26 protein-coding genes are annotated in these 23,513 nt (G+C 35.6%); 16 read left to right on the top strand and 10 right to left on the bottom strand.

Annotation, left to right across the window (positions count from 1 at the left end):
* The first annotated feature begins 600 nt into the window (after window positions 1-600).
* Together DSM03_RS17715 and DSM03_RS17720 are read left to right on the top strand one after the other, a co-directional pair.
* Window positions 601-1,008: a DUF2141 domain-containing protein gene (locus DSM03_RS17715; RefSeq protein ID WP_128762891.1), complete on the top strand. Its 408-nt coding sequence runs from the start codon at window positions 601-603 to the stop codon at window positions 1,006-1,008.
* A 97-nt stretch (window positions 1,009-1,105) separates the two neighbouring features.
* Complete coding sequence (locus tag DSM03_RS17720; protein WP_128762892.1) at window positions 1,106-2,053, top strand: LysR family transcriptional regulator; 948 nt, start codon at window positions 1,106-1,108, stop codon at window positions 2,051-2,053.
* A gap of 60 nt (window positions 2,054-2,113) precedes the next feature.
* Here DSM03_RS17720 and DSM03_RS17725 read toward each other — a convergent pair whose 3' ends face one another.
* The 3 genes from DSM03_RS17725 to DSM03_RS17735 all read right to left on the bottom strand — a co-directional run bounded on the left by DSM03_RS17725 (window position 2,114) and on the right by DSM03_RS17735 (window position 3,844).
* A complete protein-coding gene (locus DSM03_RS17725) occupies window positions 2,114-2,311 on the bottom strand; it encodes a hypothetical protein (protein ID WP_128762893.1) in 198 nt (65 codons plus the stop codon).
* Window positions 2,312-2,451: 140 nt separating this feature from the next.
* A complete protein-coding gene (locus DSM03_RS17730; RefSeq protein ID WP_128762894.1) occupies window positions 2,452-3,252 on the bottom strand; it encodes a TIGR00266 family protein in 801 nt (266 codons plus the stop codon).
* A 136-nt stretch (window positions 3,253-3,388) separates the two neighbouring features.
* Window positions 3,389-3,844 (bottom strand): DUF4442 domain-containing protein, encoded by a 456-nt coding sequence (locus tag DSM03_RS17735; RefSeq protein WP_128762895.1) that lies wholly within the window; start codon window positions 3,842-3,844, stop codon window positions 3,389-3,391.
* A 144-nt stretch (window positions 3,845-3,988) separates the two neighbouring features.
* Here DSM03_RS17735 and DSM03_RS17740 point away from each other — a divergent pair, with 144 nt between their 5' ends.
* From DSM03_RS17740 to DSM03_RS17780, 9 genes are all read left to right on the top strand, one after another.
* Entirely contained in the window at window positions 3,989-4,501 is a 513-nt protein-coding gene (locus tag DSM03_RS17740) for a DUF4870 domain-containing protein (RefSeq protein ID WP_128762896.1), read from the top strand.
* Between the two features lie 121 nt (window positions 4,502-4,622).
* Window positions 4,623-4,967 (top strand): PadR family transcriptional regulator, encoded by a 345-nt coding sequence (locus DSM03_RS17745; RefSeq protein WP_073099873.1) that lies wholly within the window; start codon window positions 4,623-4,625, stop codon window positions 4,965-4,967.
* Window positions 4,960-6,690 carry a PspC domain-containing protein gene (locus tag DSM03_RS17750; RefSeq protein WP_128762897.1) on the top strand — a complete coding sequence of 577 codons (1,731 nt, stop codon included), beginning with the start codon at window positions 4,960-4,962 and terminating at the stop codon, window positions 6,688-6,690. Before DSM03_RS17745 ends, DSM03_RS17750 begins: the two co-directional genes overlap by 8 nt.
* A gap of 30 nt (window positions 6,691-6,720) precedes the next feature.
* Window positions 6,721-7,455, top strand: coding sequence for a head GIN domain-containing protein (locus tag DSM03_RS17755; protein ID WP_128762898.1), 735 nt, complete (start codon window positions 6,721-6,723; stop codon window positions 7,453-7,455).
* A gap of 132 nt (window positions 7,456-7,587) precedes the next feature.
* Window positions 7,588-8,499, top strand: a complete 912-nt coding sequence (locus DSM03_RS17760) for a geranylgeranylglycerol-phosphate geranylgeranyltransferase (RefSeq protein ID WP_128762899.1) — start codon at window positions 7,588-7,590, stop codon at window positions 8,497-8,499.
* 10 nt (window positions 8,500-8,509) lie between these two features.
* On the top strand, window positions 8,510-9,100 hold the full coding sequence (locus DSM03_RS17765; protein ID WP_128762900.1) for a Maf family nucleotide pyrophosphatase: 591 nt from the start codon (window positions 8,510-8,512) through the stop codon (window positions 9,098-9,100).
* 148 nt (window positions 9,101-9,248) lie between these two features.
* Window positions 9,249-11,747 carry a PIG-L family deacetylase gene (locus DSM03_RS17770; protein ID WP_128762901.1) on the top strand — a complete coding sequence of 833 codons (2,499 nt, stop codon included), beginning with the start codon at window positions 9,249-9,251 and terminating at the stop codon, window positions 11,745-11,747.
* 108 nt (window positions 11,748-11,855) lie between these two features.
* The gene (locus DSM03_RS17775; RefSeq protein ID WP_128762902.1) at window positions 11,856-13,589 is read left to right on the top strand and encodes a sodium:solute symporter family protein; all 1,734 of its coding nucleotides are present in this window, start codon (window positions 11,856-11,858) and stop codon (window positions 13,587-13,589) included.
* Window positions 13,590-13,591: 2 nt separating this feature from the next.
* Window positions 13,592-14,563, top strand: a complete 972-nt coding sequence (locus DSM03_RS17780; protein WP_128762944.1) for a Gfo/Idh/MocA family protein — start codon at window positions 13,592-13,594, stop codon at window positions 14,561-14,563.
* An 86-nt stretch (window positions 14,564-14,649) separates the two neighbouring features.
* Here DSM03_RS17780 and DSM03_RS17785 read toward each other — a convergent pair whose 3' ends face one another.
* Entirely contained in the window at window positions 14,650-15,489 is an 840-nt protein-coding gene (locus DSM03_RS17785; protein ID WP_128762903.1) for a DUF2911 domain-containing protein, read from the bottom strand.
* 287 nt (window positions 15,490-15,776) lie between these two features.
* Here DSM03_RS17785 and DSM03_RS17790 point away from each other — a divergent pair, with 287 nt between their 5' ends.
* From DSM03_RS17790 to DSM03_RS17805, 4 genes are all read left to right on the top strand, one after another.
* A complete protein-coding gene (locus tag DSM03_RS17790) occupies window positions 15,777-16,289 on the top strand; it encodes an SRPBCC family protein (protein WP_128762904.1) in 513 nt (170 codons plus the stop codon).
* A gap of 3 nt (window positions 16,290-16,292) precedes the next feature.
* Window positions 16,293-16,991: an SDR family NAD(P)-dependent oxidoreductase gene (locus tag DSM03_RS17795; protein ID WP_128762905.1), complete on the top strand. Its 699-nt coding sequence runs from the start codon at window positions 16,293-16,295 to the stop codon at window positions 16,989-16,991.
* A gap of 47 nt (window positions 16,992-17,038) precedes the next feature.
* Complete coding sequence (locus DSM03_RS17800) at window positions 17,039-18,343, top strand: cryptochrome/photolyase family protein (protein WP_128762906.1); 1,305 nt, start codon at window positions 17,039-17,041, stop codon at window positions 18,341-18,343.
* 81 nt (window positions 18,344-18,424) lie between these two features.
* Complete coding sequence (locus DSM03_RS17805; RefSeq protein ID WP_128762907.1) at window positions 18,425-18,619, top strand: quinol oxidase subunit 4; 195 nt, start codon at window positions 18,425-18,427, stop codon at window positions 18,617-18,619.
* Between the two features lie 3 nt (window positions 18,620-18,622).
* Here the strand turns inward: DSM03_RS17805 and DSM03_RS17810 are convergent, their stop codons facing one another.
* The 3 genes from DSM03_RS17810 to DSM03_RS17820 are packed head-to-tail and all read right to left on the bottom strand — an operon-like array spanning window position 18,623 to window position 20,322.
* On the bottom strand, window positions 18,623-19,357 hold the full coding sequence (locus DSM03_RS17810; RefSeq protein WP_128762908.1) for a class I SAM-dependent methyltransferase: 735 nt from the start codon (window positions 19,355-19,357) through the stop codon (window positions 18,623-18,625).
* Between the two features lie 4 nt (window positions 19,358-19,361).
* Window positions 19,362-20,045: an ATP-binding cassette domain-containing protein gene (locus tag DSM03_RS17815; RefSeq protein WP_128762909.1), complete on the bottom strand. Its 684-nt coding sequence runs from the start codon at window positions 20,043-20,045 to the stop codon at window positions 19,362-19,364.
* Window positions 20,023-20,322, bottom strand: a complete 300-nt coding sequence (locus DSM03_RS17820) for a hypothetical protein (protein ID WP_128762910.1) — start codon at window positions 20,320-20,322, stop codon at window positions 20,023-20,025. Before DSM03_RS17820 ends, DSM03_RS17815 begins: the two co-directional genes overlap by 23 nt.
* A 210-nt stretch (window positions 20,323-20,532) precedes the next feature.
* Here DSM03_RS17820 and DSM03_RS17825 point away from each other — a divergent pair, with 210 nt between their 5' ends.
* Window positions 20,533-21,054: a 5' nucleotidase, NT5C type gene (locus DSM03_RS17825; RefSeq protein WP_128762911.1), complete on the top strand. Its 522-nt coding sequence runs from the start codon at window positions 20,533-20,535 to the stop codon at window positions 21,052-21,054.
* Window positions 21,055-21,129: 75 nt separating this feature from the next.
* On the opposite strand, the gene murA is transcribed toward DSM03_RS17825, so the two are convergent.
* The 3 genes from murA to DSM03_RS17840 all read right to left on the bottom strand — a co-directional run bounded on the left by murA (window position 21,130) and on the right by DSM03_RS17840 (window position 23,505).
* Entirely contained in the window at window positions 21,130-22,443 is a 1,314-nt protein-coding gene (gene murA / locus DSM03_RS17830) for a UDP-N-acetylglucosamine 1-carboxyvinyltransferase (RefSeq protein ID WP_128762912.1), read from the bottom strand.
* A 20-nt stretch (window positions 22,444-22,463) separates the two neighbouring features.
* Window positions 22,464-23,093: a DUF4290 domain-containing protein gene (locus DSM03_RS17835; RefSeq protein ID WP_128762913.1), complete on the bottom strand. Its 630-nt coding sequence runs from the start codon at window positions 23,091-23,093 to the stop codon at window positions 22,464-22,466.
* A 121-nt stretch (window positions 23,094-23,214) separates the two neighbouring features.
* Window positions 23,215-23,505 (bottom strand): DUF493 family protein, encoded by a 291-nt coding sequence (locus DSM03_RS17840; protein ID WP_128762914.1) that lies wholly within the window; start codon window positions 23,503-23,505, stop codon window positions 23,215-23,217.
* Between the last annotated feature and the right edge of the window lie 8 nt (window positions 23,506-23,513).

The raw sequence follows: 23,513 nt of genomic DNA on the forward strand, positions 1-23,513 counted from the left end.
GCCTTTCTTGCCGAAAAACCGGAGGGCAAAGATACTACCCTTTTCCCTTTATAAACAAGCTTTTTTTAAACTTTATTTTATCTGCTTTAACAATGAACGTAAAACCGTTTTTTATACCCGATTTTGGAGGCGCAAATATAGAACCAATATCTGTACCCGCAAGCACTTTTATAAACTTATTTTAAAATAATTTACTCCAACCTTAAAACCAATCACTTACAACTTCAACTTTTTATAAAATATACTTAAAACGTATCCCCATCTGCCATTTTAAAAAGACTGACTCTATTTACAAAACACCAAAATCAAGGACTCACCTACATTTTACTCGATGAAAGGCTTAAAACTGAAAACCACAAAAGCAGAAAATAAGCGTAAGAAATAAACAGGTTAGGGATTCAGCAGCTTGCTTGAGAGCTTGGTAAGAAGAAAAAGTACTTCAAGATCGATATTTATAAAATATTTTCAATCCAGTAAAACATCATATACAATTAAGAAAGACAGTTCATCCTAATAAATCTACAACTCGGCTTTATTCCTTTCATATATATAGACACGCTGAACTACTTTAGCATCAGTATTAATTCTAAAACCAAAATTATGAGAACTACACTCTTTTTATTTATGACTTTTATCAGCTTAATGAGCTACTCACAAGAAACTTCTTCTATTGAAGTGAAAATTGATAATGTAAGTAGCGATGATGGCACTGTAGGATATGCATTATATAATAAAGACAACTTTATGGGTATGCCATTAAAGGTCGTGAATAGTAAAATAAAAGATGGAAAAACTTCTGTCGAATTTGAGAATGTAACACCAGGAACTTATGCGATTCTATGTTACCACGATAAAAATGGAAACGGTAAAATGGATTTTGAAACCAACGGAATGCCAAAGGAGTCTTATGGTTCTTCAAACAACATTATGGCAATGGGACCTCCGCAATGGGAAGATTGCAAGTTTGAATTGAAAGGAGAGCCTGTATCTCTTATGATTAGATTTTAGACTAACTCAATCAACAATAGAACAAACCCAATATTTAATACTTTTTTTATAAGAAAAATCAATCGGTCGTTATATTTTTGAAGCTTAAATCATGCCTATGACCATTACTCAATTAAAATATGTTCTTGCTGTCGCAGAAAATCAAAATTTCACTAAAGCTGCAGAAAAAACATTTGTAACTCAACCTACATTGAGTATGCAAATTCAAAAGCTTGAAGACGAACTAGACATTCTTATTTTTGACCGAAGCAAGAAACCTATTGAGCTAACTGATATAGGTAATAAAATTGTGACGCAAGCGCGTAATATTGTAAATGAAGCCAATCGTATTGCAGATATTGTAGATCAACAAAAAGGATTTATTGGTGGAGAATTTAAACTCGGGGTGATACCCACAGTTATGCCTACCCTTCTACCTATGTTTCTGCGAAATTTTATAAATAGGTACCCAAAGGTTAAATTAAAGATTGAAGAGTTACCAACTGAAACAATAATAGAACGACTAAATGAAGGTCATCTAGATGCTGCAATTGCTGCAACTCCCCTACAATTAGAAAATATTAAAGAGCGTCCATTATATTATGAGCCATTTGTAGCCTATATACCAGAAAATCATGCTTTACACACGGTTCAAAAACTAACTGTTTCTGATCTTGACTTAAATGATATGTTATTGCTGGAAGACGGACACTGTTTTAGAGATGGGGTTGTTAATCTATGTAAAACTAACCGAAATTATGAAGATGAAACATTCTCTCTGGAAAGCGGAAGTTTTGAAACCTTAATTCGTTTAGCTAATGAAGGATTAGGTATGACATTGTTGCCTTATTTACACACACTAGATATTAAAGATTCTGAAAAGAAATATTTGCATCACTTTAAAGAACCAGCTCCAGCACGTGAAGTAAGTATTCTTTATCATAAAAGTGAATTAAAAATGCAAATTATTGAAGCGTTACGCTCTACAATTGCAGGCGTTATAAAAGGAGCAATTACATTCCAGAATGTAGAAATTATAAGTCCACTCCCTCAAAAACCTAGGTAAGTTAAAAACTACGAAATATTAAAAGGCTTCTCGTTTGAGAAGCCTTTTTAATATTATACGTTATGCTTTGAGATAAATCATACAATGATTTAATTCTGGATTAGTTTTGGTTAATTCCTGAATCCAGACTCTTAATTCTTCCAATTCATAAGGAAGTAATCGTTTTGCAGCTTTTTGGAGTTCTTTGCAAAAAAGCACACTATCAAAACTTACTTTTTTCAATATAGTCTTAGTGTACTCAAACATTGCTCTTGCCATATTTGATTGTTTTTAGATTAGATGTTTTTGTTAGGTAATCTTCAATTCAATAAGCAGGTTCGTTAAAATTTCTTACTAAAAATAAGTTTTTAAATCTAAAAAAACTGTTAAAACAAACTTACCCTAGTTAATTTATAGGATTAAAATCTATTATCCCCGTCTAACAGATCTCCAAGACCACCTAAAATACTACCCTCACCTTTATCTTTTCCTCCCATTTGAGGAGCAGATGCCAAAACCCTTTTTGACAGACGACTAAATGGTAATGACTGAATATATACTGTACCCGGACCAGAAAGCGTTGCAAAGAAAACACCTTCACCTCCAAAAATTGTGTTTTTAATACCTCCCACAAACTCTATATCATAATTCACTGTATGATCAAAACCTATAATACATCCGGTATCTACTTTCAATTTTTCTCCGGGGTGTAATTCTTTTTTAAAAGTTGTTCCACCGGCGTGCACAAATGCCATCCCATCGCCTTCTAATTTTTGCATAATAAAACCTTCTCCTCCAAAAAGACCGCGACCTAATTTTTTTGAAAACTCTATACCGATTGACACGCCCTTTGCTGCACATAAGAATGCATCTTTTTGACAAATAAATCGTCCGCCATTTTTGGTAAGGTCAATAGGAATGATTTTTCCAGGGTATGGAGAAGCAAAACTTACTTTTTTCTTTCCCACAATGTCATTATAGAAAACAGTCATAAACATGCTTTCACCAGTAAGCAATCGCTTTCCCGCACCAAAAACTTTATTGAGTAAACTCGAATCATTCTTAGAACCATCTCCAAAAATGGTTTCCATTCTAATTCCGTCTTCCATCATCATAAAAGTTCCGGCTTCTGCAATTACGCCTTCTTGAGGATCTAGTTCGATCTCTACATATTGCATTTCTTCTCCGAAGATCTGATAATCTATTTCGTGTGCTGTCATTTATATTTCGTTTTTGATTTGATTGATACTACTAATAAGTAGTGATCGCGAAGCAAACGTTACATATTAAATAAGAATTACCACATTATAACAAAATCACTTGTTGAGATTCAACAATTAAAAAAAAAGAAAGTATTTAGCTTTTAACTTTCACCGTCCATTCAAAATCAAAAGTGCTCACCACTACTCCATCTTTATTCGTTCCCACACTTTTCATCCAGAACGTTTGGCCTTCTCCGCTCTCAATAGTTTTTGCTATAGCCTCTTTTATTTTATGGCCGTCATTACAGTTAAATGTAATTCTACCTGTGGCCTTTTTTGTAAATGAAGCTTTATTGTTAGCGACAAGCATCGAAATCTTTTTACCGCTATTCTTAATTTGAGCAATAACCATAGTGCCAGTGCTCAACTCTGCAGCCATACCTTGTACAGCCCAAAACATAGAGTTAAACGGATTTTGATTAATCCATTTATGGGTTACCGTTGTAGTACAATTGGCATTAGAGATTGCTCGTACGCGCACTCCGCATAACCAGGCTGAAGGTAATTTGAACATTATAAACTTATTGAATTTACCGGGAGTAACTGCCATAATTTATGTGTTTATGCCTCAAAAATAGACTTCTAATCTGATTTGCGTAAATTTCTTTTTTGTTAATATTTAGTTAAAAATAAGTACTATGTAATACAAAATACCTGCTTTTGTATATATATTTGCATAAGAAAATAATAAGCAATGGAAACTAGCATTAAAACCAATCAGAAAAACATAGCAGCATTTATACATTTATCTGTATTCACGCAATTCATATTTCCGTTAGGAAATTTTATCGCTCCTCTACTTATTTGGTTAGCACTAAAACGTGATTCTTTATTTGTAGATAATCACGGGAGACGCGCCCTTAATTTTCAAATGAGCATGTTTATTTATGCAATCGCACTTATACTTATTGCTATTCCGTTTTTAGTATGGCAAGGTTTAATTGCTTCAGGCGAAACGGGATACATAAGTGAAGAAACTTTTGATCACCTCGTTTTTCCGGGACAAGCCAGTGGACTCATCATCACAGCATTTGTATTCGGTATTCTTTTACTCGCGCTGTTTATTATCACCTTGTTTTCGGTGATATCAGCAGCAGTAAGTGCAAGTAACGGAGAAACTTATAAATATCCATTGTGTATAAACTTTTTAAAGACGCTTAAAGTTTCTGATAAAGAAACAGCTTCAGACTCATCAACTGAGGTTTAAGCAAACCTATTTCAGTATAAATAAATTCTGAAATGAAACTCAAGAGGAAAATCCTCAACAAAATTTCCGCTCAGCGGGATCAAAAAACGAACAGTTATTAATCGCTTAAAACTTATGATCTATGAAGATTGAAAACACAAAGGCGCAGATGCGTAAAGGTGTTTTGGAATATTGCATCCTTTCTATTCTTAAAGATGAAGATGCTTATGTTGCAGAAATACTAGAGACGCTTAAAGACGCTAAGTTGCTGGTAGTTGAAGGCACTATTTATCCCCTTCTTACCAGACTTAAAAATGCCGGTTTACTCAATTATCGCTGGGAAGAATCAACCAGTGGGCCGCCTCGTAAATATTATGGGCTCACAGATACCGGCAAGCTCTTCTTAAATGAACTATCATCAACCTGGGATGACCTTCAAAAAGCCGTCTCACTGGTAACCAATCAAAAAGCAAAAAACAATGAATAAGACAGTTAATATTAATCTAGCCGGCCTATTTTTTCATATAGATGAAAATGCTTATGCCAAGTTGCAGCGCTATCTTGACGCGATTAAGCGCTCGTTTACAGACGCTCAAGGCCGTGAAGAAATTATACAGGATATAGAAGCTCGCATAGCAGAATTATTTTCTGAACGCGTAAAGAATGAGCGTCAAGTAATAGGTATTACAGAAGTTGAAGAAGTAATCAACATTATGGGGCAACCGGAAGATTACCGCCTTGATGAAGAAATCTTTGAAGATGAACCCACATCTCAAAGAGCCTACACCGACACTTCTGTCAAAAAATTATACCGGGATACCGAACATTCCTATATAGGAGGTGTGAGTTCAGGATTGGGTCATTATTTAAAAATAGACGCATTATGGGTGCGTATTGCATTCCTACTGTTGACGTTCTTTAGCGGTGGTGGATTCATTTTATTATATATCGCATTTTGGATATTTGTTCCTGAAGCACGTACCACTGCAGAAAAACTGGAAATGCGGGGAAAGCCCGTCAACATAGACAATATTCAGCGTAAGGTCAAAGAAGGCTTTGACACGGTAGCAGACTCCGTTAAAAATGTTGACTATGTTAAGTATGGTAACAAAGCTCGCGAAGGAGCCGGATCTTTTGCCACGACGCTGGGCAAAATAATCATGTTTATCCTAAAAGTATTTGTAAAATTTATAGGCATCTTACTTATCTTAATAGGTGGTTGTACGCTAATCGGGCTCTTTGTGGGTCTATTTACTGCAGGAACTTTAGACTTTTTTGACGGAAGCATCGCAGATTATGTTGAGATGGCAAATACCAGTGGCGCACCGCTTTGGCTGATTACATTCTTGACTTTCTTAGCTGTAGGTATACCTTTCTTCATGTTATTTTATCTGGGTCTGCGTATCCTCGTAAATACCTTAAAGCGATTAAGCCTTACGGCGAAATTAACACTGCTGGGACTTTGGCTGGTATCGCTTATTGCAATCGCTGTTCTTGGAGTACGCCAGGGTATGGCAACGGCAGTTGACGGTGAAACGTTGATTACTGAAGTATTACCGGTACAATCTACAGATACACTTACAGTTAAGATGAAAACGCAAAATAAGTACAGTGCTGAAAAGTATCACAATCAAAGCTGGAAAATACGCACAGACGATAACGGTAATAAAGTGATTTACAACCGGGATGTAAACCTTAGCGTACAAAAAAGTGATTCGCCCGAAGCTAAACTAATCATTAAAAAGAATGCTCAGGGAAGCTCGTTTAACGAAGCAGAGAATCGTGCTCAGCAAATTGTTTACAATTTTGAAGTTTTTGGAAATACCTTATTGCTAGACAATTTCTTTGTTACAGATTACATAAACAAGTTTAGAGATCAAGAAGTAGAATTGATTCTTGCAATACCAGAAGGGATGACACTTCTTACAGATAACAATATCTCTACATATCACAGAAACAGATATTCTGATTTACTAAACCGTGATTATATAGGGTATTATACTGTAATGCAAGAGTCAGAATTAATTTGCACTACTTGCCCTATTGAAGTTATTGAAGAAACAGAAGAAAGCAATGAATGGAAATATTCAGAAAGCACTTCAGATTCTACTGTGACAAATGACGTATATGAATACCCATCAAAAGTAGAACCTGAGCAAGATGGTGTTGATGTAGAAACACCAGTTAAAGAATTAGATTCTATCAACTAACAATCATTCATCAATCAAAAAACAAAAATTATGACAACACTAATCAAATTATTTATTGGAGCCATAACTGCTCTTATGATGACGTCGTGTAATTTCAATCTCGACATGGGTCAGATTAACGGAAACGGAAACGTAGTCACTAAAGATCTTAATCTTTCAAAGGATTTTTCTAAAATTCACTCCAGCAACGGTTGGGATGTAATACTTGAAAAAGGCTCAACACCTGCTGTAACAGCAGAAATGGATGAAAACTTACTAGAATTTCTTGATGTTCATTATGAAGGAAACACATTGAGAATAGAGACATCAGACAATTCAAACATTGGTAAAGCTACTTCTCGTATAGTTCACGTAACCTACACACTGCCTTTAGAATCTATAAAAGCAAGTAGTGCTTCTAACATCACGGCTACAGAAACATTAACTGGAGACCGTATCAGTTTTGACGTTTCTAGTGCTGCTACAGTAAAACTTCCTGTTGAAATTAGAGAAATTAATGCTGATGCGAGTAGTGCCGCAACACTGCATTTAGAAGGAGAAGCCCAGACTTTACGTTTTGATGCTAGCTCTGCTGCAACCATTAATGCTAAAGATCTTAAAGCTGAATTTTGTGACGCCGAAGCTTCTAGCGCAGGAAGCATACGAGTTTATGTTTCTAAAGAAATTGCTACCAAAGCATCAAGTGCCGGGGATATTGACTACTGGGGAGAACCTAAAAAAGTAGCCGTTATTGAAAACTCTGGAGGTGATGTTAACAAAAAATAATTGCATCGAACCGAAATTTACTCATACGAAAATCTCAAGAACTATTACGTAAATCTTACCAGTTCATCAATCAATCTAAAAGCCACTTAATACGTGGCTTTTAGTATATTTGGCCATTTCAAATTATAGCGATTGACCTTCTTCAAATTTATACGGTATAAAAATTTGTTGCTCATTTCAAGCACTCAGATTTTAATTCATTATGGTTTTTTAAAAGCCTTAAATCTTCCCACTGCCCTATCTCATTTTAATTTTGCCTTGTTGCTTATTGCAACGATTCTTATTGCAGCAGCCGGGTATGTCATAAATGACATTAATGATGTGGTTAGCGACCGCATCAATAAATCAACAAAAACCTATATCCCATCACCATTTTCTGAAGGTTCTGCTTTTAATATTTATCTGGTCTTAAATATCGCCGGTGTTGGACTAGGATTTTTGATGTGCTATAGTATGAACTTAATCAACTTTGCAACCATTTTCGTATTAATTTCTGCCTTGTTATATGTGTATGCTAATTTTTTAAAGCGAGTGATCCTAATCGGAAATCTGGTCGTTAGCATAGCTGTAGCTTCTTCAATTTTTATTGTTATTATTTTTGATATGCTTCCGGTACTGAATCAATTTAAACAAGAATTAATTACACCAATGTCTATCTTAAGAGATTACGGGATTTTTGCCTTAATGCTCAATTTCCTTAGAGAAATTATCAAAGATATTGAAGATGCGAATGGCGATTATGCCGATGGAATTCAATCTTTACCTATTGTTTTAGGATTAGAACGTACCGCTAAACTTTCAGGCTATATCGCTGTGGTTTATATTTTTACTATTTTGGGATATATCTATATCTACTTGCAAGCCAATGTATGGACTTCTATTTATCTGGTTGCAGCCGTTGTGGTTCCATTGGTCTTTTTCTGCATAAAAGCTAGATATGCTGAGAAAAAAACGCACTACGCATTCCTCTCTAAAGTGTTAAAAATAATTATGCTTTTGGGCATATTATCTCTAGGCATATTAACACTAACCTTAAAATTTTAAACAATACTGAATGCTCCATAAACTCCTAACAAATAAAAAAGTCATTCTCGCCTCACAATCTCCGCGCAGACAAGAATTATTAAAAGCACTCGAAGTTGACTTTGAAGTCCATTTAAAACCGATTGATGAAAGCTACCCTGCCGGAATGCTACCTTCAGAAATAGCAGAATATATTGCTAAAAAGAAAGCAGCAGCGTTTCTCGACCAACTCACAACTGATACCATTTTAATTACAGGAGACACGCTTGTATTTAAAAATGAGAAAGCTTTAGGCAAACCAAAGGATGTAGAAGAAGCAACTAGAATGCTCCAATCATTAAGCGGAACCAGTCATGAGGTGATTTCTTCAATTTGTGTAACTACTTCAGAGAAACAATGGGTTACCCACGATAAAGCAACAGTATATTTCAGAGTATTTGCAAAAGCCGAAATTCAGCATTACATCAACACCTATAAACCATTTGACAAAGCAGGGGCATACGGTATTCAAGAATGGATTGGCCACGTTGCATTACTTAAATTAGAAGGATCATATAATACTGTTATGGGCTTACCAACTCAAAAATTATATTCCCTTTTAGAACTGGCTGCTACGGCTTGATTTTTGATGTATTTATTGCCAAAACAAATTAATCTTTACGGGTAAAATTTATGTTTCGTATTTTGCTAAAGAAACTAAAAAAGCTCATACTTAGCTTGTCTTTAAGCTATCTTTGAGTAATCCCTAACCACAATAATTCTTTTACAATATGCGCTTTTTTATCGCTCTTTTTTGCTGTGTTACCTTGCAGTTACAAGCCCAAAAACCCAAAAAGCCATCTTCTTCAGAAATATATGAACAGCTTAAAGGCCTAAATTTTTTAGGTACGGCTCTTTATTTTGCTGCACACCCTGATGATGAGAATACAGCTATGATTTCTTATCTGGCAAATGACGTTCATGCCAGAACCGGTTATCTTGCACTCACCCGAGGAGATGGAGGTCAGAATCTAATAGGGTCTGAAATAAGAGAGTTACTTGGAGTCATTCGCACACAAGAGTTATTAGCAGCCCGAAGAATCGATGGTGGTGAACAGCGGTTTACACGTGCCAATGATTTTGGCTATTCTAAAAACCCCGAAGAGACACTTGAGTTCTGGGAGCAAGATCAGGTGCTTAGCGATGTTGTTTGGGCTATTCGTAATTTTAAGCCAGACGTGATTATCAATAGATTTGATCACCGTTCTCCGGGTTCAACACACGGTCATCATACAACTTCTGCGATGCTCAGCGTAGAAGCTTTTGATCTGGTTAATGACCCTTCTGTTTTTCCGAATCAGTTAGAATATACTGAGACCTGGCAACCCCAACGCTTATTTTTTAATACTTCTTGGTGGTTTTACGGCAGTCAGGAAAAATTTAATGAAGCTGATAAAAGGAATCTGGTTTCTGTAGATGTGGGTAGCTACTACCCTTCTTATGGTTTGAGTAATACCGAAATTTCAGCATTAAGTCGCAGCCAGCACAAGTCACAAGGCTTTGGTAATACCGGTTCGCGTGGGGATCAAATAGAATATCTCGAACTATTAAAAGGAAATTATCCGCAAAGCGGAAATATATTTGAAGGGATTGATACCTCCTGGAATCGTGTTGAAGGCGGTACGGCAATTGGTAAAATTCTCTATGAAGTTGAAAAAAATTACGACTTCAATAATCCGTCAGCCAGTTTACCGGAATTGCTAAAAGCATATACGCTCATCAAAAATCTAAAAGATGTACATTGGCGTGATTTAAAATCCAAGCAAATTACATCAATAATCAAAGCCTGTTCTGGCCTGTATTTAGAAGCTGTTACCGGTCAGCAAACCGCTATCGCTAACGACACAATTAATATTACTTTTGAAGCTATTAACCGAAGTGACTTTCCTATAGAAATAGAAAGTATTGAATTATTACCTTCCGGAAAAAAGATTTCCGTTTCTCAGGATTTAGCATTCAACTCAGATTACAAAGAGCAAGTGCAATTGAATACTGGCGATGCCGATCTTACTACAGCTTATTGGTTAACCCAAGAAGGTTCTGTAGGAATGTACAAGGTAAACGATCAGAAACTAATAGGTTTACCGGAAACGCCTAAGGTTTTTAAAACTGTTTTCAATCTAAAAGTAGGTACTGTTCAGATTCCGTTTACAACAGATTTAGTTTACAAATACAATGACCGTGTAGAAGGCGAAGTATACGAACCTTTTGAAATTGTTCCGGAAGCTTCGGTGAGTGTTAAAGATCCGGTTATTATTTTCGCGAATGCGAAACCTAAAACCATTTTAACAGATGTTACAGCATTTACCGCTAACCTTTCAGGCACAGTCTCATTAAATGTACCAGAAGGATGGAAAACTAGTGCTCCACAAAAGATAACTATTGCTCAAAAAGGCGAAACAAAAAGTATTGCTTTTACAGTTACTCCTCCTAAAAATGCGAGCGAAGGCCAATTAGAACCACGATTCATTATAAACGGAAAAACGTATACTGATAAAGTGGTTCGCATAGATTACGATCATATTCCACTGCAAACGCTTACCCTGCCTTCTACCAATAAGCTTGTTAGGCTCAATATTGCTAAAAAAGGTGATTATATTGGTTATATAGCCGGTGCGGGAGATGTTATTCCTGAGAGTTTAAGACAGATCGGCTATCAAGTTGCAGAGGTTAGCCCGGAAGAAATTACAGCAAAAAACCTGGAAAATTTTGATGCTGTGGTCATGGGCGTTCGTGCTTATAATGTAGTTGATCAACTCAAATACAAGCAGCCTATTCTTTTAGACTATGTAAAGAAAGGAGGTACAATGGTGGTACAGTATAATACTGCTAGAGGTTTTAGTTTTCCCAACTTAGGCCCTTATCCACTTCACTTAAGTAGTGACCGCGTTACTGATGAATTTGCAGAAGTAACCGTTTTAGATCCTAAATCTGAAGTTCTCAATTATCCCAATAAAATCACAAACTCTGATTTTGAAGGTTGGGTACAAGAGCGTGGCCTCTATTTTCCTGATAAATACGATAATGCCTATAAACCAGTAATTTCTATTCACGATAAAGATGAAGCGGCTAATGAAAGTAGCCTATTAATCGCTAAATACGGTGAAGGTCATTATATTTATACCGGTTTGAGTTTCTTTAGAGAACTTCCTGCGGGAGTTTCTGGGGCATATCGCTTATTTGCAAATATGCTTTCTGTAGGAAAAAATGACCAAAAAATCAAACAATGATGCAGCCTAAAAAAGAAGGATGGTCTAAATATTACACGCTCGTACTGATTATGAATGCGGTATATATCATTTTGTTTTTTTTATTAATGAATTATTACACCGCATAATATGCAACAAATAGACTGGATCGTACTGGTAGCGACACTCGCTTTTATTGTTTTATATGGTGTGTATAAAACACGTGGTCGTACTAATGTGCAAGATTATATTCGCGGTGGTAATGAATCAAAATGGTGGACAGTAGGTCTGTCAGTCATGGCTACTCAGGCCAGTGCCATCACTTTTCTTTCTACACCGGGACAGGCCTATAATGATGGGTTAGGTTTTGTTCAGTTTTACTTTGGTCTTCCTATTGCTGTCATTATCATTTGTATCTTTTTTATACCCATTTATTATAAACTCAATGTTTATACTGCTTATGAATACTTAGAAAGTAGGTTTGATAAACGAACGCGTTCTCTGGCTTCAGGATTATTTTTATTGTCCAGAGGTCTGGCTGCCGGGATAACAATTTTTGCACCTTCTATTATTTTATCTGCAGTTTTAGGTTGGGATTTAAATACTCTGAATATCATCATCGGTTTACTCGTGGTTATTTATACCATTTCTGGTGGTACCAAAGCGGTTACCGTTACTCAAAAACAGCAAATGGGAGTTATCTTTTTAGGGATGTTTGCTGCCTTTTTTCTAATTATCAGCTACCTACCCGAAGATATTAATTTTAATAATGCGTTAGAAATTGCAGGTGCCGGCGGAAAATTAGACGTGCTTGATTTCTCTTTCGATTTTGATAATCGCTATACCTTTTGGAGTGGAATCTTAGGTGGAACTTTTTTAATGCTTTCTTATTTTGGAACAGATCAAAGTCAGGTACAGCGTTACCTGAGTGGTAAGTCATTACGAGAAATGCAACTGGGGATGATTTTTAATGGCTTGCTTAAAGTCCCTATGCAATTCTTCATTTTGCTTGTTGGGGTAATGGTTTTTGTTTTTTATCAATTCAACCCCACTCCTTTAAATTTTAATCCTGCGGCAACAGCTGCCGTTCAGGGCACTCCGTTTGAAAAAGAATATAACGGTTTGCAAAATAAGCTTGACGAATTACGTTCAGATAAGTCAGAAATAGGATTTCAGGTAGCTGTTGATCCTAATCAAGCGATCACACAACCCAATGGTACTATTGTAAAGGCATCCCAAGCTTTAGCCGAAATCAATAAAGAAGAAAATAAAATAAGAAATGAAGCCCGTATGATCATCAGACAGGCAGACAAAAATGTCGAGACTAATGATAAAGACTATGTTTTTATACATTTTATACTGAACAATTTACCGCGTGGTCTGATAGGCTTATTACTTGCAGTGATTCTTTCAGCAGCGATGTCTTCTACAGCATCTGAGTTAAACGCACTAGCCGCAACTACGACAGTTGATTTTTACCGCCGTAATTTAGAAGAAGAAAAAGATGAGTCTCATTTTGTAGATGCTACCAAGTGGTTTACGCTAAGTTGGGGGATTCTGGCTATTCTAATAGCATGTACTGCCAACCTTTTTGACAACTTAATTCAGTTGGTAAATATCATTGGTTCTATTTTCTATGGAACCATTTTGGGTATTTTTATGTCAGCTTTCTTTATCAAAAAAATTCAATCTAAAGCTGTTTTCATAGCTGCTATTCTCACTCAAATTATAATAATCGCATTATTCTGCTTAGATAAATTTGAATACATAAGACTTCCTTACCTATGGCTTAATGTTGTGGGTTGTGCTCTCGTGATCTCTTTTGGATTGCTTTTTCAAATTGCAGGAAAACAAACTTTAAATACCGAATCAACAAATTCTTAATGATGAAAACTATACGCTGGGGAATTATAGGCTTAGGTAAAATTGCTAATAGTTTTGCTACCGATCTTCAACAAGTAACTGGATCTGAATTATATGCTGTGGCTTCCCGCTCACAAGAAAAGGCCGATGAATTTGGCAAAAAGTATAATGCGAGTAAATGTTACAGCAGCTATGAAGAATTAGCTGAAGATCCGCAGGTTGATGCTGTTTATATTGCAACACCACATGTTAGACATCATCAGGATACGTTACTTTGCTTAACTAACGGAAAAGCCGTTTTATGCGAAAAACCTTTTGCTATGAATTTAGCACAGGTCGAAGAAATGATAAGCGCAGCAAAAGAGAAGAATGTCTTGCTTATGGAAGCATTATGGACGCGTATGATGCCACATTTTAAATTTGTAAAAGAAGAGCTGGAAAGTGGTAAATATGGTGCTGTAAAAACCTTAACTGCCGATTTTTGTTTTGATGCAGATTTTAATCCTGAAGGGCGCTTATATAATAAAGATCTGGGTGGTGGCTCGTTATTAGATATAGGCATATATCCTGTATTCTGTGCGTTAGCTCTATTAGGAAATCCTGAGAAAATTTCGGCGAAAGCCAAAATAGGAAAAACCGGAGTAGATGAGGAAATAGAAATTACTTTTGATTACAACTCAGGGACTGAAGCATTTCTAAGCTCAAGTATTTTAAAAGATACTCCTACAATTGCAACTCTTATTTGTGAAAACGGAATGTTAGTCCTTAACAGTAAATTCCACCACACCGATAAGGTTACAGCGATTTTAAACGGAATAAAAGTTGAACATGATTTTGCCTATACAGGGAAAGGCTACTATTTTGAGATAGAACATTTTGCCAACCTATTGAGAGAGGGAGAAAAAGAAAGCCCGTTAATGTCTTATGATTTTAGTAGAACACTCATTAAAACCCTAGACGATATACGCGAGGAAATAGGCCTATTTTATGAATAAGTAAAATTATAAGGTAATATCAGATAATTAAAAAGCGCCATAAATCAATTAATTTATGGCGCTTTTTAATAAGTGCATATTTAGAATTACAATGCTCCCCACTCTTTTAAAGAGTCTGTATTCATCTTAATGTAATCTGCATTACCAGCTTCTTTGGCACCTGCAAGAGAAGCTTTAGCTGCCTCAATTGCTGCTTTTTTATCTCCAGCTTTAGCTAAGATTAAAGATTGTTGACGCAATTGCCAGAAACGTGGAGTATCAGTCATAGACATTGCTTTATTCATCCATTCTTTAGATTTGCTGATGTCTTTTCCACTATTTAAATAATATACAGCAGCGTTATAGTAATCTCCGGCACTTGGTCCGCTAAGCGCTGTATCAATATTTCTCATCACTTCAGCATCTGTCATAACCTCAAACTTCACAGGTACGATTGTATTTTCCCATAAAAAACTAAGTACAGCGCTATCTGCCATAACCTCATCAATTACAATGGTAAATGTTTCCATTGTCATTGGCATATCTATAGGCTCAACCATAGTTCTCAATGCTACTTTACTATCATCAAATTCAGTAATCAAAGGATTAGAATGATCGGTATAAAAAACTATTTCCCACATATCTTCACCGGGAACACTGTAAATACTGTAAGTACCTGCAGCTAATTCTTTTCCAGAAATCTTAACAGGCTTATCTACTGTGAATTTTGTCGTAGCATTTGCTCCTGTTCTCCAGATTGTACCATATGGAAGTAATTCTCCAAAAATCTCACGCCCACGCATATTAGGTCTTGAATAATCAATACTAACTTCTGTTAATCCTACAGTCTGAGACAATGTACCGTGTGGACTTGCTGCCGGAGTTTGTATCTGAGCCTGGGCCAAACTTCCCAAAGCTAAAAAGCAAATAAATAATATTTTTTTCATTTTAATAATAAATTTTAATTAGTAGTGTGTTCTTTTTTAATCAATTACAACTTTAAAGATAGCACTTAAAGCTAACATATATAACGTCATAATATGGACACCAAATTACTAATAAATAGAAATTATAAAGGTTGAATACCGGCATTTTTTTAAAGAATAATTGTACACCATCTGTATAAAAAAAATGAAACTATTTTAATTTTTGTTTAACTCAATTGCTTTTTTGTTAAACATTTTAGCCTTTATATTTACAAAGTGTTCACTTTGAACCGGCTAAACCTATATCTATGAAAATTTACACGATGCATACCAAGCAAAAGCTACCTATCACTACTGAAGAGGCGTGGAATTTTCTTTCAGACCCTAAAAATTTACAGACGATAACTCCAGAATATATGGGTTTTGAGATACAGTCTGGCGCAGACCGCCCTATGTTTCCGGGACAATTAATACAATACAAAGTGTCACCGGTGGCAGGTATAAAAATGGGGTGGATTACTGAAATTACACACGTAAAACATCTGGAGTATTTTGTAGATGAGCAACGTTTTGGTCCCTATGCTTTATGGCATCACAAACATTTTATAAAAGAAATCCCCGGCGGTGTTGAAATGGAGGATATTGTAGATTATAAAGTCCCAATGGGCATTGTAGGTCAATTGGTACATCCATTTTTAGTTAAGCCGAAATTGCAAGAAATTTTTGAATACAGAGAACAAAAACTTAATGAGTTATTTGGCAAATACGATCCCAATGCGCAAGAAACGGAAGGCGTTCTAAAAAGTAAAATTTTAAATTAAGCTATGAAAAAGAATATACTACTTATAGGAGGATCACATGGTATTGGTAATGCTTTGGCAAAATTAATACACAGTGATTATAATATATATGTTGCATCGCGTAACGAGAAAGGACTAGAAAACATTGAAGCCACTTATATAAATTATGATGTTGAAAATAGCATATTAGACACTGAGAACCTGCCTGAAGTTTTAGACGGATTTGTTTACTGTCCCGGCTCGATAAACCTGAAACCTTTTAAGATGTTGAGTGAAGAAAGTTTTGAACAGGATATGAAGCTTAATTTTTTCGGGTTGATAAAATCACTAAAAGCGGTTACTGAGCTTCTGAAAAAATCTGAACAAGCGAGTTTAATATTTTTCAGCACAGTTGCTGTAAAAGTCGGTATGCCTTTTCATACTAGTGTCGCAGCATCTAAAGGGGCTATTGAAGGTTTTGCTAAATCGCTGGCAGCAGAGTATGCTCCCAAATTTAGAGTAAATGTTATCGCTCCATCATTAACAGATACGCCACTAGCTGAGAAACTTCTAGGCAATGAGAAAAAGCGAGAGAAAATGGATGAACGCCATCCGCTAAAACGCGTGGGAACCCCAGATGATATCGCAAAAATTGCAAGCTTCCTCTTGAGTGAAGATAGCAGCTGGGTGACAGGGCAAATTTTGGGAGTAGACGGCGGAATGTCAACCTTAAATGTGTCTTAGTCGATTTCCCTAATTACAATTATTTACCTAACCAACCAATTTTAATTATGAGTAAGCTTTCTGTTTTTTGGTTTCGAAGAGACCTAAGACTTGACGATAACATGGGATTTCTTGAAGCCTTAAAGGGTGATGATCCTGTACTCCCTATTTTTATTTTTGATAAAGAGATATTAGATAAACTCCCTAAAGATGATGCACGGGTGACTTTTATCTATAATTCGCTTCAGAAAATGCGTAAAACAATGCAAGATGATTATGACAGTTCACTAGCATTATTTTATGGAAACCCACAGGATGTCTGGAAACAACTTACTAAAGATTATGACATTCAAACAGTTTATACTAACCACGATTATGAACCTTATGCACTGAAGCGCGATGAGGAAATAAAAAACTTTTTAGAAGAAAAAGAAATCGCTTTTAAAACCTTTAAAGATCAGGTCATCTTTGAGAAAAGTGAGGTGGTAAAAAATGATGGCGATCCTTACGTTGTTTTTACTCCTTATAAAAATAAATGGCGTGAAGTATTTGATGAAGATCAACACCTTAAAATTCATTACACAAGCCAATATCTTGATAATTTAATCGAAAATAGCCGATTGCCTAATCTTGATTTAAGCAACATGGGTTTTATAAAATCGGATGTTGAGATTCCCGATTATAATGTAACTCCTACCCTAATTCAAAATTATGAAGATACCCGAAACTTTCCGGCAAAAGATGGCACTTCCCATCTAGGTCCACATTTACGTTTTGGAACCGTAAGTATTCGTAAAATGGTAACAAAAGCAATTGCTGAAAAGAATACCATTTTTTGGAGCGAATTGATTTGGCGTGAATTTTTTATGCAAATACTCTATCACTACCCTAAAACGGTTGATAAATCGTTTAGACCTAAATACGATCGCATCGAGTGGCGCAACAACGAAGAAGAATTTGAAAAATGGAAAAACGGAGAGACGGGATTTCTTTTAGTTGATGCCGGAATGCGACAACTCAATAAAACCGGTTATATGCACAATCGTGTACGCATGTTAGTCGCTAGTTTTTTATGCAAACATTTATTGATTGACTGGCGCTGGGGAGAAACCTATTTTGCCGAAAAACTATTAGATTATGAGCAATCTAGTAATGTTGGAAATTGGCAATGGGCAGCGGGAAGTGGCGTAGATGCCGCTCCTTACTTCAGAATTTTTAATCCTATGACTCAGGTTGATAAATTTGATAAAGACAAAAAATACATCAAAGAATTTATTCCGGAGTACGATACTGATGATTACCCTGAAAAAATGGTAGACCACAAGGAAGCACGCGAACGCTGCCTCAAAACGTATAAAGCAGCTGTATCTTAAAGTATTTATAAATACTACTAAGCTTAGCTTAAATGCATACGATCACTGATTTTACTGTTTTAATTTTGTAAAAAACTTGTTATGAAAAAATTGATTCTAATTTTAAGTTTAGGTAGTTTTCTATTGAGTACAGCTTCGTGCTCAAGTAGCTATCATACATCTTCAAGGAATTCTGCGCCTGGCCAAGTTAAAAAGGCTTACGGTGCCAAAAGTGCTAAAGCCTTTGCTCCCGGTCAACAGAAGAAAAAGAAAAATAAACGCAAAAAGAAGTATTAATATTTACACGGTACCAACACGCAGTAATAACGGGAAATTAAATTCCCGTTTTTCTTTTGCTCCCCAATACTTATAAACATCATCCCGAATTAAATGCAACGGGTTCTCAGCGTTCGCTTTTTCATAATGCTTTACTGCTGACCAGGTATTTAAATAATTGAGCAATTCATCGGCTGTCCAGTAAATAGGCATTGCAAATTTTGGAGTTTCAATTTCTTGAAATGGAAAAGGTATGCTTCGGTAATTTTCATCAAGATACTTTCGCTCTGGATCCCAGTATGGGTTTGTGATCTCTTTATAAAAACGCTGAATAACTGTATTCAATTCTCCTGAAGTTTCTAAAACGGAATATCCAATAACTGCAAAAATTCCTTCAGATTTTAAATGAAGCTTTATTTGTTTATAAAACGAATCAAAATTAAACCAATGAATAGCTTGAGCTACGGTTATTAAATCAAACTTCTCATTGGAATCAAAAGGCTCTTCTGCCGTCTGAACCCGATATGTTATATTTTTGAGTTGAGGCGATTCAGCAAGTTGTTTTGCACTAAGATCTGTCGCAAGCACCTCGTCAAAAGTTTTAGAAAGCTCAACCGCGACCTGCCCGTTACCAGTAGCCACATCCCAGGCCTTTGATTTATTCTGAACGATTTTAAATAAAAACGTGTATAATTCTTGAGGATAAGTAGGTCTGAATTTAGCGTAATCTGCTGCGTGACTTGAAAAATTATCTTTCATAGCTTTATATATTTCTTAAATAACCGGCTGTAACAAGTTCTTCCAGTTTATTAACTTGTTTTAAGTTACCATCTTTTAAAACGAGTCTTCGGTCTGCCAAATTCCAGACATCATCATAATAGTGATCGGTAAGCAAAATACCTTTTTTTGATTTTAAAGAAATCAGAAAATCGTGAATTAACTCTTTAAACAAAGGTTCTACCATAGAAAAAGGCTCGTCAAGTAGTAAAAATGGATGGTTAAGATTCCCAATAATTAAAACTTCTAAATAACGGCGTTGTCCCATTGACAATTCGCTCACTTTTTTACGGGCTATTTCAGTCATTCGCGGAGCTCTGAAAATCAAATCTTGTTGATCTCCTTCAAAATATCTGGGAATGATATCCCACACTTTTGATGATTGTGGTAAAAAACTAAACTGGGGCAAATACCCAATCAGTCTGCTAGATACTATTTTATTTGCATGCCAGAATTTGCTACGGACTTTAAATAAAGATTCATTGATTTTTATAGTTCCACTCTGTGCGGTTAAGGTTCCAAATAGGATTTTTAGCAAAGTACTTTTACCTGTTCCATTTCTTCCAAAAACACCTAATATTTCTCCTGTTTGTAGTTCAAAACCTGTTTGTTTAAGCACCTCTTTTTCACCAAAAGATTTACTGATATTATGAATTTGTAAGAGCGCCAAGCGTTATAAGTTTTGAAATTATTAAAGCAATTAATAATAAAATTGGAGTTGCACAAAGGTTAATTAACCAGGTTTTAGTCACCAGTCTATAACGTGTGTATCCCAAATTATAATATCCATAAAACTCTGCTTTTTGAAAATAAATATACGCGAGTAAGCCTACAGGTGTCCCCAATACCCCAAAAACAATAGGTGTTGTCAAAAGACTTCCAAAAGGTATAGCTACCACTGAAAACAATAAGGCAAATAAAGTGACATCTCTATAAAACTTCCACATAAAATAAGGTCTATTTATAAAAGTAGTTAATTATAACCTTTGCGCTAATGCTACCCTTATAATTTAAGGGGAATTTAAAATAGGTTTGACTCTAATGCCGTATTTTGGCGACTTAGTTGGCTTTTGACATTTTAAAGAGCTAAATTTTAAATTAAAATTCTAAAACTTAGCAGATCATTTTCTGCTACTATTATTAAAATAAAAACTACTATGACCCTATTTGTAGATATGGACGAAGTGATTGCAGATACGTATCAGGCACACATTGATCTATACAATAAGAAATACAACGCTAAGCTTAAAAAAGAAGATTGTTTAGGTGCCGAAGTATGGCAAATGGTCCCACCCGAGCATCAGAATTATGTGAGAAATCACGCGAATGAACGCGGTTTTTTTATAGACCTTGCTGTGATGAAAGACAGCCAGGAAGTGATGCGCGAACTTAACGATAAATATGAATTGTATATAGCTTCTGCTGCTATGCAGTTTAAAACCAGTCTTGAAGAAAAAGCAGATTGGTTAGATAAACATTTCCCGTTTATACCTTGGCAAAATCGTATTCTATGCGGACACAAACACATTTTAAAAGGAGATATTTTAATTGATGATCGTTCTTATAATTTAGATGCTTTTGACGGAAGGGGTATTCAATTTACATCGCCGCACAATGTAAAAACTAATGGTTTTGACCGTGCAGATACCTGGCAAGATGTAGCAAAATTGCTTTTGTAACTTCTATTATATTCAAACCAAAAACCTCAGAATTTACATTCTGAGGTTTTTGGTTTATTAAGATTCGATTCTATCTTAAGACGTTCTTATTATTTTAGCTCCAATGGCACGCAGACGTTCGTCAATATTTTCATAACCACGATCTATCTGCTCAATATTATGAATCGTTGAAGTCCCCTTGGCACTTAACGCAGCAATGAGTAATGAAATTCCCGCTCTGATATCAGGCGAAGTCATTGTTGTTGCTTTTAGCGTAGATTTAAAATTATGGCCTATAACCGTAGCACGATGTGGATCACAAAGAATAATTTTCGCTCCCATATCTATCAATTTATCTACAAAGAATAAGCGACTCTCAAACATTTTCTGATGAATTAAAACTTCACCCTTTGCCTGAGTTGCTACAACTAAAATGATACTCAACAAATCTGGTGTAAACCCAGGCCACGGTGCATCACTAATCGTCATAAAAGAACCATCTATAAAGGTCTCTATCTCATAACCATCTTTGTGCGCAGGGATAAAAATATCATCCCCTTTCTTTTCAATCGTAATACCTAATTTTCTAAATGTCGCAGGGATTAATCCGAGGTCATTCCAGCTAACATTTTTTATAGTTACCTCACTCTTAGTCATTGCTGCAAGTCCTATCCAAGAGCCAATTTCAATCATATCCGGTAAAACCGTATGCTCACAACCTTTAAGTTCCTTTACACCTTCAATTTTTAGCATATTAGAACCTATACCGCTTATTTTTGCGCCCATTTTATTGAGCATTTTACAAAGCTGTTGCAAATAGGGTTCACATGCTGCATTGTAAATAGTGGTTTCACCTTTTGCCATTACTGCAGCCATCACAATATTTGCAGTTCCGGTAACAGAAGCTTCATCCAGTAACATAAAAGTTCCTTTTAGACCTTCTGGAGCTTCTACCCCATAAAAACGCTCTTCTTTGTTATAACGGAATTTAGCGCCTAGCTTAATCATTCCTTCAAAATGCGTATCCAGACGTCTTCTACCTATTTTATCTCCTCCCGGACGCGGAATATATCCTTTACCAAAACGTGCCAACAGAGGCCCTACAATCATTATAGAACCGCGCAGACCCCCACCTTCTTTCTTAAACTGTTCGCTTTCTAAATATTCTAAGTGTAAGGCATCACTGATAAAAGAATATTTTCCTTTTCCCAGCTTTTGAATTTTCACACCCAGATTACTTAAAATATTGATGAGCTTATTAACATCAACAATATCAGGGATGTTATTTATAATGACTTCTTCTGGCGTTAATAAAACAGCACAAAGTATTTGTAAGGCTTCATTTTTTGCACCCTGAGGCTGGATGGATCCTTTAAGCTGATGCCCTCCTTCTATCTGAAATGTTCCCATTAAAATGTATTGCTAAAAAGTTAGTAGCGCTTTTTTCCGCGACTAGGTTTTTTACGATAATTAGATTTACCAGACTTCTTGTTGCGCATAAGCTTTTGCGCTTCTTTTAAGTCTTCATCTTTCTTTGCAAGATTGATTTGACCGTCACTCAATTCAAAAAGGTGCTTAAAAATCACCTCATCATCTACAGTATCTTTGTTCCAGTTTAGGAAACATTTTTTCATATGATTTGCAATAGAAAACTCTAATGCTTCACGCTTCTGACCTTTTTCCCACTTTACGGCAACATCAATCATACGTTTGATATTGTTACCATAAAAACGATATTTAGGGTGATTTTGAGGATATTCTAAAGGCTCAGGATGTTCTTCTAATTTCTCGCGAGATGGCTTCTCATAAGGAGAAATCACATCTAATTTAAAATCGCTCATTATAAAAAGCTGATCCCAAAGTTTGTGTTGAAAATCAGGAACATCACGCAAATGAGGCTGAATATTACCCATAACAGCGATTATGCTGCGTGCGATAATATTTCGTTTTTTATCGTCTTCTTCTGCTATCGCCTGATTGACCATTTTTTGAAGATGGCGGCCATACTCAGGTATGATGAGCTTTTCGCGCTCAGTATTGTATTCTAATTGATCTATCAATTGTAAAAATTTAAGTGAAGTATGTTTCTCTTGAGAAACGTTTGAGCAAAGTACTAAAAATTGTACAAAAGTTCACAGTACAAATTCAAATTAACCGAATTTTAATGCTGTTTTGTTGAATTTATAATGAAATTACACCTTTTACAGCAGCAACTTCTTGATATTTTGCAATTACAGTGTCAGGGTTTTTCATATTTACATTTATAGAAACGCTGGTGTAAGTCCCTTTACTCGACTCTTTTGTAGAAATCACCGCGCCCATATCATCAAAAATTTTTTCAATCTCTTCAATCTTTTCTTTTTCAGAAGGAACGATGAATTTATAAAGATATTCTGAAGGCCAACTAGTAGTCTTCTCCAGTCTTTTCTTCAATTTTTTATAAAATTCTTCTGATTTATTATCTGTGCTCATAGCCTTAT

The sequence above is a fragment of the Leeuwenhoekiella aestuarii genome (assembly GCF_004104055.1).
Classification (GTDB): domain Bacteria; phylum Bacteroidota; class Bacteroidia; order Flavobacteriales; family Flavobacteriaceae; genus Leeuwenhoekiella; species Leeuwenhoekiella aestuarii.